Genomic DNA, 14727 nt, shown 5'->3' with positions numbered 1-14727 from the left:
TGAAACGGTACAGCGCCGATGGTAGTGTGGGGCCTCCCCATGTGAGAGTAGGACATCATCAAGCTTTAAATTAAGAACCCCGGTCTCTATGGCCGGGGTTTTTTCGTTGTATGAAGAAAAGTCCGGCCGGGAAATGGAGAACATGGCTGACCCTGCCGTGACTGATACGTCATCCGTCGTGACACGGTACAATATTGTTAGCTGAGTGCTTTAATCTGGCAAGTATGCTTTCTACAGGTTTTCAGGCCAATACAACCCTCTATCAGTATCATCGTCTTCTGTTAAGGAGGTCTTAACAGAAGCCCTATCTTTGCCGCTCCTGGAATCGGTAACTAGCTTGCTCACTCTTTTAGCTCCCTATTGTTGTTATAGCTTGTATATGATTCTTATTGTGGCTAATAGTCTTAGTGTATCGTGCAAAGCTCTGCTGATAAGACGAAGAGGGAGCAGTACAATACTGTAAAAACAAAGAGACAACTTATGAACAATACTGAATTAATACGTTTTCTCGCAGATGGTGAATGTCACTCTGGTGTTGAGCTGGCTGAAATGCTGGGTATCAGCAGGGCTGCTATCTGGAAGCGCCTGCAAAAGCTTGAAGCGCTTGGTTTGCCTGTCGTGAGTGAGCAGGGGAGAGGCTATCGTCTTGCTTACCCTATAAATCTGTTGGATGAGGTTCAGTTGCAATGTGCGTTACCTGAGTCTGCAGATCTGCAGTTGGTGGCGATTACTGAATCAACTAATGGTGATACTCTGCAGGCCTTGAAAGAGTCGGAACAATTCTGGCCAGAGGAAATCGTTGTGCGCCTGACAGAGCAGCAGACGGCGGGACGAGGTCGTAGAGGTCGACGCTGGCAAAGCCCTTTTGGGGCAAATCTTTATTTCTCTTATGGCGCTAAGCTGGCGTTGGGTGCTGCTGCTCTGGAAGGCTTAAGTCTTGCGGTCGGTGTGTTGCTGGCTGATTTGATTCGCAGGCAGGGTGTTGATGATGTGAAGGTTAAGTGGCCGAACGATGTCTATATACAGGGTAAGAAAGTGGCAGGGATTCTGATAGAGGTTGATGGGGATCTCACCAGTTTCTGTAATCTTGTGGTTGGTATAGGTGTTAACTTCAGCTCAGTCAGTCTTGAGGGAGAGGGAATTGACCAGCTATGGACTTCGCTGGACCAGTATGGTGATTTTGACCGCTCGCAGTTGGCTGGCGAGCTGGTTGAAGGATTGGAGAGGCTAATGGGTGAGCTTAGCCATAATGGAAAGACTATACCTGATGGATGGCAGGATTTTGATTACCTGTATGAAAAAACAGTATCGGTGAGTATGGGTAGTAACAGGGTGTCTGGTATTGCTAAAGGAATTGATTTGAAAGGGAATTTCATCCTTGAGTGTGATAATGGCGAGCTGAAAAGCTTTGCCGGGGGAGAGGTGAGTGTCAGAGCATCAGAGTAGTTGTTTGTTGGTGGATATCGGTAACACCCGTATTAAATATGCAAGAAATAGTGATGGCAATCATCTTGATGTACGGGTTGCAGGTAGTCTTTCGGATATTCCTCTTAATGGTGTCAGAGAGATAAGGGTGGCAGCTGTGGCTCGTGCAGAAGAGGCCAGGAACTGGGAGGAGAGTGTGCCTTCAGGGGTGCGGTTCAAGAGGGCTGTTGTAAAGCCTGAATGGCATGGATTGACTTGTGCGTATGAAGATTGCTCCAGGCTGGGAGTGGATCGCTGGCTGGCCCTGTTGGCGGGGAGAAAAGAGATCGGTGGGAATCTGATGCTGGTGTCTCTTGGCAGCGCAATTACTGTGGACTATCTGACGGGTGAGGGAGTCCATGAGGGAGGTTATATTCTCCCCGGTTTAACAATGATGAGGCAATCTCTTGGCCAGACAACGGCGCAGGTGGGGTTTGCTGAAGGGCAAAATCAGAATATTTGTCCCGGAAAAAATACGGAGCAATGCGTTGATCATGGTGTTCTTTGTATTACAAGGGATTTCTTGCAGCAAAGAATTGCGTGTCTGAGAGGAAAGGATTACTCTGTCTGGCTATCAGGTGGGGATGCCCGACTGATTAGCGCCCAAATTACTGAAAAACATGAAATCGCTGAAAGCCTTGTATTACGGGGGCTACGGCACTGTTTTGATATGTAGTCCGAAATTTTTTTAAAAAAATATAAAAAAAGGGTTGCACGATAATACAGGGCTGGGTATAGTACGCCCCGTTGCTGAGACACGGCAACGAAAGAAAGCGGTTTATCCGCCTATGCTCGGAGGGGTTCCCGAGTGGCCAAAGGGAGCAGACTGTAAATCTGCCGGTTCGCCTTCGAAGGTTCGAATCCTTCCCCCTCCACCATTTTTAGCGGGCATAGTTTAGTGGTAGAACCTCAGCCTTCCAAGCTGATGATGCGGGTTCGATTCCCGCTGCCCGCTCCAAGGCTCATGTAGCTCAGTCGGTAGAGCACTTCCTTGGTAAGGAAGAGGTCACCGGTTCAAATCCGGTCATGAGCTCCAGTTATAAAAGCAGGCGTAAGCCTGTTTTTTTGTCTGCGAGTAAAATTCTTGTAGGCAGGTTGTCGCAAGAGTATAATCTTGGGCCTGTTGTTATGGGGTCCACTGATATAGGCCAGTAGTTCAATTGGTAGAGCACCGGTTTCCAAAACCGGCTGTTGGGGGTTCGAGTCCCTCCTGGCCTGCCAGCCTTCCCCAGGTTGGTATCCTTATCGGTAATCGCCGAAATCTGAGGAGTTCATAGATGAAAAGCAATGCAGAAGCCCCTGAGTCAAATTTTGATGGTTTGAAATGGGCAGTTGTTTTTCTGCTGATTGCTGCAGCTGTGGCGGGAAACCTCTATTTTTCTGAGTATCCTCTGTTATATCGCACAGTCGCTATTGTAGTGGTTGGGGTTGTGGCGGCGCTGGTTGCTCTTAAAACAGAAAAGGGTCGCCGCTTTGCAGATATGGCTGCTGAATCCCGTAATGAGATTCGTAAAGTAGTCTGGCCGACAAAGCAGGAAACAACTCAGACGACAATGATCGTTCTGGCCGCAGTATTATTTATGGGATTGGTTTTGTGGGGACTTGATTCCCTGCTGAGTTGGCTGATCTCAATGGTTATCGCTTAACGAGGAATAGACATGGCAAAGCGTTGGTATGTTGTTCATGCCTATTCAGGTTATGAAAAGCATGTGATGCGTTCGCTGACTGAGCGCGTTGCACGGTTGGGGATGGAAGAGCTGTTCGGCGATATTCTTGTGCCAACAGAAGAAGTTGTGGAAATGCGCGATGGTAAAAAGCGCAAGAGTGAACGCAAATTCTATCCGGGCTATGTTCTGGTGCAGATGGAGATGAATGACTCCACCTGGCACCTGGTTAAAGAAACACCTCGTGTGATGGGCTTTATTGGTGGTACGGCAGAAAAGCCGGCTCCTATTACTGAAAGAGAAGCCGATGCCATCCTGCAGCGTGTTGCTGACCGTACTGACAAGCCGCGTCCGAAGACTCTGTTTGAGCCGGGCGAGATCGTGCGTGTTATTGATGGGCCGTTTGCTGACTTTAATGGCGTAGTTGAAGAAGTTAATTACGAAAAAAGCAAACTGCACGTTTCGGTTCTGATTTTTGGTCGTTCAACGCCTGTTGAGCTGGACTTTGGTCAGGTCGAAAAAGACTGAATTTTATGCGCTGAACTCGATTCAGTGTTTAACGGGGAGCCGAAAGGCGCATAACCCACTCAGGAGATAGAAATGGCTAAGAAAGTAGAAGCCTATATCAAGCTTCAGGTTGGAGCAGGTAAAGCGAATCCAAGTCCTCCAGTTGGTCCTGCTCTGGGTCAGCATGGTGTGAATATCATGGAATTCTGTAAAGCGTTTAATGCTGCTACTCAGGATATGGAAGCAGGTCTGCCTGTTCCTGTTGTGATTTCTGTGTACAGCGATCGTAGCTTTACATTTGTAACTAAGACTCCTCCAGCATCTGTTCTGCTGAAAAAAGCAGCGGGTCTGAAAAGCGGTAGTGCTCGTCCTAATACTGATAAGGTGGGTACGGTTAGCCGTGCTCAGCTGGAAGAGATTGCTACAGCTAAACAGCCTGATCTGACTGCAGCTGATATGGATGCAGCGGTTCGTACGATTGCTGGTACTGCCCGCAGCATGGGCCTGAATGTGGAGGGTCTGTAAGATGGCTAAACTGACTAAGCGCGCAAAACTGATTCGTGAAAAGGTTGATGCTGAAAAAGCATACACTGTAGCTGAAGCGGTAGCTCTGCTGTCCGAGCTGTCTACTGTTAAGTTTAAAGAATCTATTGAAGTTGCAGTTAATCTGGGTGTGGATCCTCGTAAATCTGACCAGGTTGTCCGTAGCGCAACTGTTATGCCTAACGGTACTGGTAAAGACGTTCGCGTAGCGGTATTTACTCAGGGTGCAAACGTTGACGCTGCTAAAGAAGCAGGCGCTGATGTTGTTGGTATGGACGAGCTGGCCGCTGAAATGAAAGGCGGTGATCTGAACTATGACGTAGTTATTGCTTCTCCGGATGCAATGCGTGTTGTAGGTCAGCTGGGTCAGATCCTGGGTCCTCGCGGCCTGATGCCAAACCCTAAAGTAGGTACTGTGACTCCTGATGTAGCGAATGCTGTTAAAAACGCTAAATCTGGTCAGGTTCGTTATCGTACAGATAAAAATGGTATCATCCACGCTGCAATCGGTAAGGTTGATTTCTCTGCTGATGCAGTGAAAGGTAACCTGGAAGCTCTGGTTGCAGATCTGAAGAAGCTGAAACCTTCTGCTTCTAAAGGTGTATACCTGAAGAAAATTACTCTGTCTTCTACCATGGGTCCTGGTCTGACTATCGACGTATCAGATCTGGCGGTTTAAGACAAAAATCGAACTTTGCGGGGCTCTGCTGCAAGCAGAGTTTCGTCAAAGACCGCAGGAGCGCAAGCTTAATCGCTTATTTGAGCGTCCTGCGCAGATGGAATGGCCCGCCAGAATCTCTGGTGCCCAACCATCGTTACTTCCCTGAAAAGGGGTGGTGGTAAAGGAAGGTGTAACACCTTCATAATTTTAGGAGCACACAAAGTGGCACTACGTCTCGAAGACAAAAAAGCAATTGTTGCTGAAGTCAACGAAGCTGCCAATGCTGCTCTTTCCGTTGTAGTAGCCGACTCTCGTGGCGTTACTGTAGATGCAATGACTGCTCTGCGTAAAAATGCCCGTGAAGCCGGTGTACAGCTGCGTGTTGTTCGTAACACGCTGGCTCGTCGCGCTGTTGAAGGTACTCCATTTGAGTGCCTGCAGGACAGCTTCAAAGGTCCAAGCCTGATTGCTTTCTCTATTGAGCATCCAGGTGCGGCAGCTCGTCTTCTGAAAGATTTTTCTAAAGATGAAGCTAACTTTGAAGTTAAAGCGCTGGCGTACGAAGGAGAGTTGATCGCAGCGGCGGATATTGACCGTTTAGCAAAACTGCCTACATACGACGAAGCTATTGCAAGCCTGATGATGACTATGAAAGAAGCATCTGCAGGCAAGCTGGCACGTACTCTGGCAGCTATTCGCGATCAGAAAGAAGAAGCAGCAGCTTAATTATAGTTCTGTTTTGTTCTTATAAGATTTTTGATTTTAATCGAGCGACAATTGCTCTATAACGTTGGGAAGCTAAGAAAATGGCTCTGACTAAAGAAGATATCATCAATGCAGTTGCAGAAATGTCCGTAATGGACGTTGTTGAACTGGTTGAAGCTATGGAAGAAAAATTCGGTGTTTCTGCTGCTGCTGCTGTTGTAGCTGGTGGCGCTGCTGGTGGCGAAGCTGCTGCAGAAGAGCAAACTGAATTTGACGTTGTTCTGACCGCTGCTGGCGATAAGAAAGTAAACGTAATTAAAGCAGTTCGCGCGATCACTGGTCTGGGCCTGAAAGAAGCTAAAGGCATGGTAGACGGTGTTCCTGCTACTGTTAAAGAAGGCGTGTCTAAGGACGACGCTGAAGCTGCTAAAGCACAGCTGGAAGAAGCTGGTGCATCTGTAGAGCTGAAGTAATAGCTCTTGCAGAACAGCAGACGCTGCTAATTATTGCAGTGGGGCTGGTGGCGTTATCGCCGCCGGCCTTTTTCTGTTCATAATATCCTTGACTGCTTTAATGAAAGCAGTGTGAATAGATGTCGACACAAACTTCGAATGGGTCAGTAGAGAAGTTGTGTTCGTAGCCTGAGATCAGATGAACAAGCTGGGGAATACTGATGGCTTACTCATATACTGAGAAAAAACGTATCCGCAAGGATTTCGGTAAACTACCCCAAGTCATGGATGTGCCTTATCTGCTGGCCATCCAGCTGGATTCTTATCGTTCCTTCCTGCAAGAAGATAAAACCATTGATCAGCGGGAGGATTTAGGCCTTCACGCTGCGTTTAAATCGGTATTCCCAATTGAGAGCTACTCCGGTAATGCTTCTCTGGAGTATGTCAGCTATCGCCTGGGCAAACCGGTATTTGATGTAAAAGAGTGTCAGCTACGTGGTGTAACCTATGCTGCGCCTCTGCGCGTTAAAGTCCGTCTTGTAATCTATGACAAAGAGTCATCCAGCAAGGCAATCAAGGATATTAAAGAACAAGAAGTCTACATGGGTGAAATGCCCCTGATGACTGAAAACGGTACCTTCGTTATTAATGGTACTGAGCGTGTAATTGTTTCCCAGTTGCATCGTTCTCCGGGTGTGTTCTTTGATCACGATAAAGGTAAAACGCATTCTTCCGGTAAATTGCTGTATTCAGCCCGTGTCATTCCTTACCGTGGTTCATGGCTGGACTTCGAGTTTGATCCGAAAGACAACGTTTTTGTCCGCATCGATCGTCGTCGTAAATTACCGGCTTCCGTTCTGCTACGCGCATTGGGTTACCAGTCAGAGCAGATGCTGGAGATGTTCTTCGATACAAACCGTTTCTTCTTTGAACGTGATGGCTTGTATATGGAGCTGCTGCCAGCACGTCTGCGTGGTGAAACAGCGACTTTCGATATCTGCGATAACAACGGTGAAGTGATCGTAGAGGAAGGGCGCCGTATTACGCCACGTCATATCCGTCAGCTTGAAAAAGCCGGTATGGATAAGCTGAAAGTACCCGTTGAATATATGTTTGGCCGTGTACTGGCTAAAGATATGTTTGATCAGCGCACTGGTGAGCTGATCTGCGAGTGTAACTCTCAGATTACGAATGAGATTCTTGAGCGTCTGGCTCAGGGTGGATGTAAAGAAATTGAAACGCTGTATACCAATGACCTGGATTGCGGCTCTTTTGTTTCAGATACTCTGCGTATTGATACTACCCGTAATCAGCTGGAAGCTCTGGTAGAAATCTACCGTATGATGCGTCCTGGTGAGCCACCAACTAAAGAATCGGCAGAAGCGCTGTTCGAGAACCTGTTCTTCAGTGAAGACCGTTACGATCTGTCTGCAGTAGGTCGTATGAAGTTCAACCGTCGCCTGCTGCGTGGCGAAGACACCGGGCAAGGTGTTCTGAGTCATGACGATATTATTGATGTACTGAAAGTGCTGATTGATATCCGTAATGGTAAAGGTGAGGTGGATGATATTGATCACCTGGGTAACCGTCGTATTCGTTCCGTAGGTGAAATGGCTGAAAACCAGTTCCGTGTCGGTCTGGTACGTGTTGAGCGTGCGGTGAAAGAGCGTCTGTCTCTGGCGGAAAGCGAAGGCCTGATGCCTCAGGATCTGATCAATGCCAAGCCTGTAGCGGCAGCGATTAAAGAGTTCTTCGGTTCTTCGCAGCTGTCTCAGTTTATGGACCAGAATAATCCGCTGTCTGAGGTGACTCACAAGCGTCGTGTGTCTGCTTTAGGCCCTGGTGGTCTGACTCGTGAGCGTGCTGGTTTTGAGGTGCGTGACGTACACCCGACTCACTATGGTCGTGTATGTCCGATTGAAACACCTGAAGGTCCGAACATTGGTCTGATTAACTCTCTGGCTACTTATGCCCGCACCAATGAATACGGATTCCTGGAAACGCCTTACCGTAAAGTCATTGATGGCCAGGTAACGGATGAGATGGCTTACCTGTCTGCGATTGAAGAAAGCCAGTTTATTATTGCACAGGCTTCTGCGACCGTAGATGAAGAGAATCGTCTGATTGACGATCTGGTGCAGGTACGTCACAAAGGTGAAACAACCTTTATGACACCGGATCAGGTTACCATGATGGATGTTTCTCCTCGTCAGGTTGTATCCGTCGCTGCGGCCCTGATTCCGTTCCTTGAGCACGATGATGCGAACCGCGCGCTGATGGGGTCGAACATGCAACGTCAGGCTGTACCTACCCTGCGTGCTGATAAGCCGCTGGTCGGTACGGGTATGGAGCGTTTTGTTGCCCGTGACTCTGGTGTATGTGCTATTGCTCGTCGTGGTGGTGTGGTTGATTCGGTTGATGCCAGCCGTATCGTGATCCGTGTAAATGATGCAGAAACAGATGCTGGTGAAGCAGGTGTAGATATCTATAACCTGACGAAATATACCCGTTCTAACCAGAATACCTGTATCAACCAGCGTGCGATTGTACTGCCGGGTGATGCAGTTGAGCGTGGTGATGTACTGGCCGATGGTCCGTCTGTGGATCTGGGTGAGCTGGCTCTGGGCCAGAATATGCGTATCGCCTTTATGCCGTGGAACGGCTACAACTTCGAGGATTCCATTCTGGTATCTGAGCGGGTTGTACAGGAGGATCGCTTCACTACGATTCATATTCAGGAGCTGACCTGTGTATCTCGTGATACCAAGCTGGGCCCTGAAGAGATTACTTCTGATATCCCGAATGTGGGTGAAAGTGCTCTGAGCAAACTGGATGAGTCGGGTATTGTCTATATCGGCGCAGAAGTAGGCCCTGGTGATATCCTGGTAGGTAAAGTTACGCCTAAAGGTGAAACTCAGCTGACACCAGAAGAGAAATTGCTGCGTGCCATTTTCGGTGAGAAAGCCTCTGACGTTAAAGATACCTCTCTGCGTGTATCTACCGGTACTAAAGGTACTGTGATTGACGTTCAGGTCTTTACCCGTGACGGCGTAGAGAAAGATACCCGTGCCCGTGCCATTGAGCAGTCTCAGTTAGATGAAGTACGCAAAGATCTGCAGGAAGAATTCCGTATTGCAGAAGAAGCGACCTTTGAGCGTCTGGGGCGTCAGCTGGAAGGTCAGCAGGTTCTGAGTGGACCTAAACTGGCTAAAGGCGACACTCTGACCATGGATTATCTGGATGATCTGCCTCACGGTCAGTGGTTTAAACTGGCTATGGCGGATGAATCTCTGAGCGAAGTTCTGCAGCAGGCTGAAGAGCAACTGCAGCTGCGCCGTAAAGAGATGGATGCTAAGTTCGAAGACAAGAAGAAGAAACTGCAGCAAGGCGACGACCTGGCTCCGGGTGTTCTTAAGATTGTTAAAGTTTATGTGGCTATTAAACGTCGTATCCAGCCAGGTGATAAGATGGCGGGTCGTCACGGTAACAAAGGTGTAATTTCTGCGATTATGCCTGTTGAAGACATGCCGTACGACGAAAAAGGTGAGCCGGTTGATATCGTGCTTAACCCTCTGGGTGTACCGTCCCGTATGAACGTAGGACAGATTCTGGAAACTCACCTGGGTATGGCAGCTAAAGGTCTTGGCGACAAGATCAATGAAATGCTGCTGGAGCAGCGTGAGAGTCAGGTTCAGGATATTCGTAATTTCCTGAATCAGGTTTATAACGAAGTGGGCAACCACAAAGAAGATATTGACAGCCTGACAGATGATGAAGTGATCGCTCTGGCGAAAAACCTGCGCAAAGGTGTCCCTATTGCAACGCCTGTATTCGATGGTGCTCCGGAGCCTGAGATCAAAGCGCTGCTGCGTCTGGCTGATATTCCTGACAGTGGTCAGGTCTGGTTGCGTGATGGTCGTACTGGTGAACAGTTTGATCGCCCGGTAACTGTAGGTTACATGTACATGCTGAAACTGAACCACCTGGTTGATGACAAGATGCATGCTCGTTCTACTGGTTCTTACAGTCTGGTTACCCAGCAGCCATTGGGTGGTAAGGCTCAGTTCGGTGGTCAGCGTTTCGGAGAGATGGAGGTGTGGGCACTGGAAGCATATGGTGCCGCCTATACTCTGCAGGAGATGCTGACAGTTAAATCGGACGATGTGAACGGTCGTACGAAGATGTATAAGAACATCGTTGATGGCGACCACCGCATGGAGCCGGGTATGCCAGAGTCCTTCAACGTATTGGTGAAGGAAATCCGTTCTCTGGGTATTGATATTGACCTGGAAACTGAATAAGCAGCCTGTCAGGTTTAATAACAGCAAGATGAATTCCAATGCGGGCTGAGGCCCGCATCTGCAACTCCAGCTGGAGCAGTGGCCGATGAAAGATTTAGTTAATGTGCTGAAAGCACAGGGACAAAGCGAAGAATTCGACTCGATTAAGATTACTCTGGCATCGCCAGATATGATTCGCGCCTGGTCTTTTGGTGAAGTTAAAAAGCCAGAGACGATCAACTACCGTACCTTTAAGCCAGAACGTGATGGCCTGTTCTGTGCGAAAATCTTTGGCCCGGTAAAAGACTATGAGTGCTTGTGTGGTAAATACAAGCGCATGAAACACCGTGGTATTATCTGTGAGAAGTGTGGCGTTGAGGTGACTCAGGCTAAAGTTCGTCGTGACCGTATGGGGCACATTGAACTGGCTTCTCCGGTAGCACACATCTGGTTCCTGAAATCCCTGCCATCCCGTATCGGTTTGCTGCTGGATATGACCCTGCGTGATATCGAGCGTGTACTGTACTTTGAATCTTTCGTAGTGATTGATCCGGGTATGACGACTCTGGAGCGCGGTCAGCTGCTGAATGATGAGCAGTACTATGAAGCGCTGGAAGAGTTCGGTGATGACTTTGATGCCCGTATGGGTGCAGAGGCGGTTCAGGAGCTGTTAAGAGATATTGAGCTGGAAGATGAGATCAATATCCTGCGTGAAGAGATTCCGCAAACGAACAGTGAAACCAAGATCAAGAAACTGTCCAAGCGTCTGAAACTGCTGGAAGCGTTCTTTAAGTCAGGTAATAAGCCAGAGTGGATGGTTCTGGAAGCTTTGCCTGTACTGCCACCGGATCTTCGTCCTCTGGTACCTCTGGATGGTGGTCGTTTTGCAACGTCGGATCTGAATGATCTGTATCGTCGCGTGATCAACCGTAATAACCGTCTGAAGCGTCTGCTGGACCTGAATGCACCGGATATTATTGTACGCAACGAGAAGCGTATGCTGCAGGAGTCGGTTGACGCTCTGCTGGATAACGGTCGTCGTGGTCGTGCAATTACAGGTTCGAACAAGCGTCCTCTGAAATCCCTGGCTGATATGATCAAGGGTAAGCAGGGTCGCTTCCGTCAGAACCTGCTGGGTAAACGTGTTGACTACTCAGGGCGTTCGGTAATTACCGTAGGTCCACAGCTGAAACTGCACCAGTGTGGTCTGCCTAAGAAGATGGCGCTGGAGCTGTTCAAGCCGTATATCTTTGCTCGCCTGGAAGCTAAAGGTATGGCGACAACCATCAAAGCGGCGAAGAAGATGGTTGAACGTGAGCTGCCGGAAGTATGGGATATTCTGGCGGAAGTGATCCGTGAGCATCCGGTTCTGCTGAACCGTGCACCGACACTGCACCGTCTGGGTATTCAGGCGTTTGAACCACTGCTGATTGAAGGTAAAGCGATTCAGCTGCACCCCCTGGTGTGTGCGGCGTACAACGCTGACTTCGATGGTGACCAGATGGCGGTTCACCTGCCGTTGACTACAGAAGCACAGCTTGAAGCTCGTGCGCTGATGATGTCGACTAACAACGTACTGTCTCCTGCGAACGGTGAGCCAATTATCGTTCCTTCCCAGGACGTTGTACTGGGTCTGTACTACATGACCCGTGATCGCATCAATGCCCGTGGTGAAGGTATGACCTTCAGCAACACTGATGAGGCAGAGCGTGCGCTGGGTGCGGGTCATGTACACATGCAGGCGCGTGTAAAAGTCCGTGTGACCGAACACTTGCTGAATGATGATGGCTCTATGGAAGAAGTGACTTCCATTAAAGAGACAACTGTAGGCCGTTGTATGCTGTATCGCATACTGCCAAAAGGTCTGCCGTTTTCTCTGGTTGATCAGTCAATGACGAAGAAAGCAATCTCTCGTCTGATCAACAACTCCTACCGTCGTGTGGGTCTGAAAGAAACAGTTATTTTTGCTGATCAGCTGATGTACACCGGTTTCCGTCAGGCGACGCTGTCCGGTGCATCTATTGGTGTAAACGACTTTGTTATTCCGGATGAGAAAGCAGAGATCGTTAGTGCAGCCGAAGCAGAAGTAAAAGAGATTGAACAGCAGTTCTCATCCGGTCTGGTAACTCAGGGTGAGAAGTACAACAAAGTTATTGATATCTGGTCCAAGGCGAATGACAAAGTAGCCAAGGCGATGATGGAAGGTATCTCTAAAGAGACTGTTATAAACCGTGATGGTGAAGAAGAGCAGCAGGACTCCTTCAACTCCGTATTCATCATGGCGGACTCAGGTGCAAGGGGTAGTGCGGCTCAGATTCGTCAGCTGGCGGGTATGCGTGGTCTGATGGCTAAGCCGGATGGATCTATCATCGAGACGCCTATTGTGGCGAACTTCCGTGAAGGTTTGAACGTACTCCAGTACTTCATCTCGACTCACGGTGCTCGTAAGGGTCTGGCGGATACCGCACTGAAAACTGCAAACTCCGGTTACCTGACTCGTCGTCTGGTAGACGTCGCGCAGGATCTGGTGGTTACCGAGCACGATTGTGGTACCGAAGAAGGTCTGGTTATGAACCCTCTGATCGAGGGTGGTGACATCGTAGTACCTCTGGCGCAGCGTGTACTGGGTCGTGTGGTCGCGAAAGATGTGGTTAAACACGACAGCGGTGAAGTGCTGATTCCTCGTGGTACACTGCTGGACGAAGCCTGGTGTGATCGTCTGGATACTATGGGTATTGATGAGATTGTGGTGCGTTCTGCGATCTCTTGTGATACGCGTTATGGTGTATGTTCGAGCTGTTACGGTCGTGATCTGGCCCGTGGGCATCTGGTTAACGTGGGTGAGGCTGTGGGTGTTATCGCGGCGCAGTCCATTGGTGAGCCGGGTACCCAGCTGACGATGCGTACATTCCACATCGGTGGTGCTGCATCCCGTGCATCTGCCATTGATAATGTTCAGGTTAAACATGGCGGTACTGTTCGCTTCCACAATATTAAGTTTGTAGAGCGTAGTGACGGCAAACTGGTTGCAGTATCCCGTTCAGGTGCTCTGGCAGTGGCGGATGAAACTGGTCGTGAGCGTGAATACTACAAGCTGCCGTATGGTGCTGAGATCAGCGTTCGTGAAGGTGATCATGTTGATTCTGGTCAGATTCTGGCGAAGTGGGATCCACACACTCACCCGATTGTGGTTGAGATGGCAGGTCGGGCTAAGTTTAATGGCATGGAAGACGGTATCACCGTTAACCGCAGCCAGGATGAACTGACAGGTCTGACGTCGATAGAAATTATCGATCCGGCCGCACGTCCGGCAGCAGGTAAAGATATTCGTCCTATGATCATGCTGGTTGACGAGATGGGCAATGAGCTGTCTATGCCAAATTCTCAGACACCACTGCAGTATCTGTTGCCTGGTAATGCGGTAGTCACCGTAGAAGATGGTAAGGATATCGGTGTTGGTGAGATTATCGCGCGTATTCCTCAGGAATCCAGTGGTAACAAGGATATCACCGGTGGTCTGCCGCGAGTGGCGGATCTGTTTGAAGCCCGTCGTCCGAAAGAACCTGCGCTGCTGGCAGAGATCTCTGGTGTGGTGACCTTCGGTAAAGAGACCAAAGGCAAGCGCCGTATTGTGATCACGCCTGAATCAGGTGATCCGTATGAAGTGCTGATCCCTAAGTGGCGTCAGATGAACGTGTTTGAAGGTGAGAAGGTTGAGCGTGGAGAGGTCATCTCTGACGGCCCGTCTAACCCGCACGATATTCTGCGTCTGCTGGGCGTGAGCAAACTGGCTGAATACATTACATCTGAGGTGCAGGAAGTTTACCGTCTGCAGGGTGTGGGCATTAACGATAAGCATATCGAAGTGATTGCTCGTCAGATGCTGCGTAAGGCTGAGATTACGGATTCTGGCGATTCAACCCTGATTCATGGCGATCAGGTTGAGCTGGCCCAGGTATTGGAAGAGAATGAAGCGCTGGAAAATGCGGACAAATTCCCGGCTAAGTACGAGCGTGTACTGCAGGGTATTACAAAAGCATCTCTGGCAACTGAGTCCTTTATCTCTGCTGCCTCCTTCCAGGAGACAACTCGTGTTCTGACTGAAGCGGCGGTAACGGGTAAACGTGACCAGCTGCGAGGCCTGAAAGAAAACGTCGTGGTAGGTCGTCTGATTCCTGCGGGTACTGGTCTGGCGTATCACAGTGGTCGTCGTAAGAAGCGTCAGGAAGTTGAAGCGGCACTGGCAGGTCCTAGCGCCAGTGAAGTTGAAGCGGCTCTGAGTGAAGCGCTGAACAGCGAAGACTGAGAAAGAAATACACACTAAGTGTAAAAGTTTCAGGGCCGGGCTTTGTCCGGCCTTGACTGTATTGAGGAGGCAACATACAATGCGCCTCCTTAAATTAGTATGGCGGTGGTTTATCCAGCGTCTTTTTTTGTGTACAACGTGGAGT

General features: G+C 49.2%; 10 protein-coding genes and 4 tRNA genes. All 14 read left to right on the top strand.

All coding sequences use genetic code 11. From position 1 onward, the window contains the following. Positions 1–480 precede the first annotated feature (480 nt). Positions 481–1446 carry a biotin--[acetyl-CoA-carboxylase] ligase gene (locus tag H4O21_RS11950; protein WP_182809096.1) on the top strand — a complete coding sequence of 322 codons (966 nt, stop codon included), beginning with the start codon at positions 481–483 and terminating at the stop codon, positions 1444–1446. Next, entirely contained in the window at positions 1427–2140 is a 714-nt protein-coding gene (locus H4O21_RS11945) for a type III pantothenate kinase (RefSeq protein WP_182809095.1), read from the top strand. Before H4O21_RS11950 ends, H4O21_RS11945 begins: the two co-directional genes overlap by 20 nt. Positions 2141–2258: 118 nt before the next feature. Next, positions 2259–2342 (top strand) — tRNA-Tyr (locus H4O21_RS11940). A gap of 6 nt (positions 2343–2348) precedes the next feature. Further along, a tRNA-Gly gene (locus H4O21_RS11935) sits at positions 2349–2422 on the top strand. 2 nt (positions 2423–2424) lie between these two features. Then, positions 2425–2500: transfer RNA gene (locus H4O21_RS11930), tRNA-Thr, on the top strand. 109 nt (positions 2501–2609) lie between these two features. Beyond that, positions 2610–2685, top strand: a tRNA-Trp gene (locus tag H4O21_RS11925). 56 nt (positions 2686–2741) lie between these two features. Continuing rightward, entirely contained in the window at positions 2742–3110 is a 369-nt protein-coding gene (secE, locus tag H4O21_RS11920; RefSeq protein ID WP_182809094.1) for a preprotein translocase subunit SecE, read from the top strand. Positions 3111–3122: 12 nt separating this feature from the next. Further along, a complete protein-coding gene (nusG, locus tag H4O21_RS11915; protein ID WP_182809093.1) occupies positions 3123–3656 on the top strand; it encodes a transcription termination/antitermination protein NusG in 534 nt (177 codons plus the stop codon). 72 nt (positions 3657–3728) lie between these two features. After that, positions 3729–4160 carry a 50S ribosomal protein L11 gene (gene rplK, locus H4O21_RS11910; protein ID WP_182809092.1) on the top strand — a complete coding sequence of 144 codons (432 nt, stop codon included), beginning with the start codon at positions 3729–3731 and terminating at the stop codon, positions 4158–4160. Position 4161: 1 nt separating this feature from the next. Beyond that, positions 4162–4857, top strand: coding sequence for a 50S ribosomal protein L1 (gene rplA / locus H4O21_RS11905; RefSeq protein WP_182809091.1), 696 nt, complete (start codon positions 4162–4164; stop codon positions 4855–4857). Between the two features lie 204 nt (positions 4858–5061). Beyond that, the gene (gene rplJ, locus H4O21_RS11900; protein ID WP_182809090.1) at positions 5062–5565 is read left to right on the top strand and encodes a 50S ribosomal protein L10; all 504 of its coding nucleotides are present in this window, start codon (positions 5062–5064) and stop codon (positions 5563–5565) included. A gap of 80 nt (positions 5566–5645) precedes the next feature. Then, positions 5646–6017, top strand: a complete 372-nt coding sequence (rplL, locus tag H4O21_RS11895; RefSeq protein WP_182809089.1) for a 50S ribosomal protein L7/L12 — start codon at positions 5646–5648, stop codon at positions 6015–6017. A 200-nt stretch (positions 6018–6217) separates the two neighbouring features. Beyond that, the gene (gene rpoB, locus H4O21_RS11890; RefSeq protein WP_182809088.1) at positions 6218–10297 is read left to right on the top strand and encodes a DNA-directed RNA polymerase subunit beta; all 4080 of its coding nucleotides are present in this window, start codon (positions 6218–6220) and stop codon (positions 10295–10297) included. 85 nt (positions 10298–10382) lie between these two features. Beyond that, on the top strand, positions 10383–14582 hold the full coding sequence (gene rpoC / locus H4O21_RS11885) for a DNA-directed RNA polymerase subunit beta' (protein ID WP_182809087.1): 4200 nt from the start codon (positions 10383–10385) through the stop codon (positions 14580–14582). The last annotated feature ends 145 nt before the right edge of the window (positions 14583–14727 follow it).

Source organism: Oceanospirillum sediminis, assembly GCF_014164585.1.
GTDB classification, from domain to species: domain Bacteria; phylum Pseudomonadota; class Gammaproteobacteria; order Pseudomonadales; family Halomonadaceae; genus Oceanospirillum; species Oceanospirillum sediminis.
Note: the sequence above shows the minus strand (reverse complement) of the source record. Positions and strands in the feature narration are given on the sequence as shown.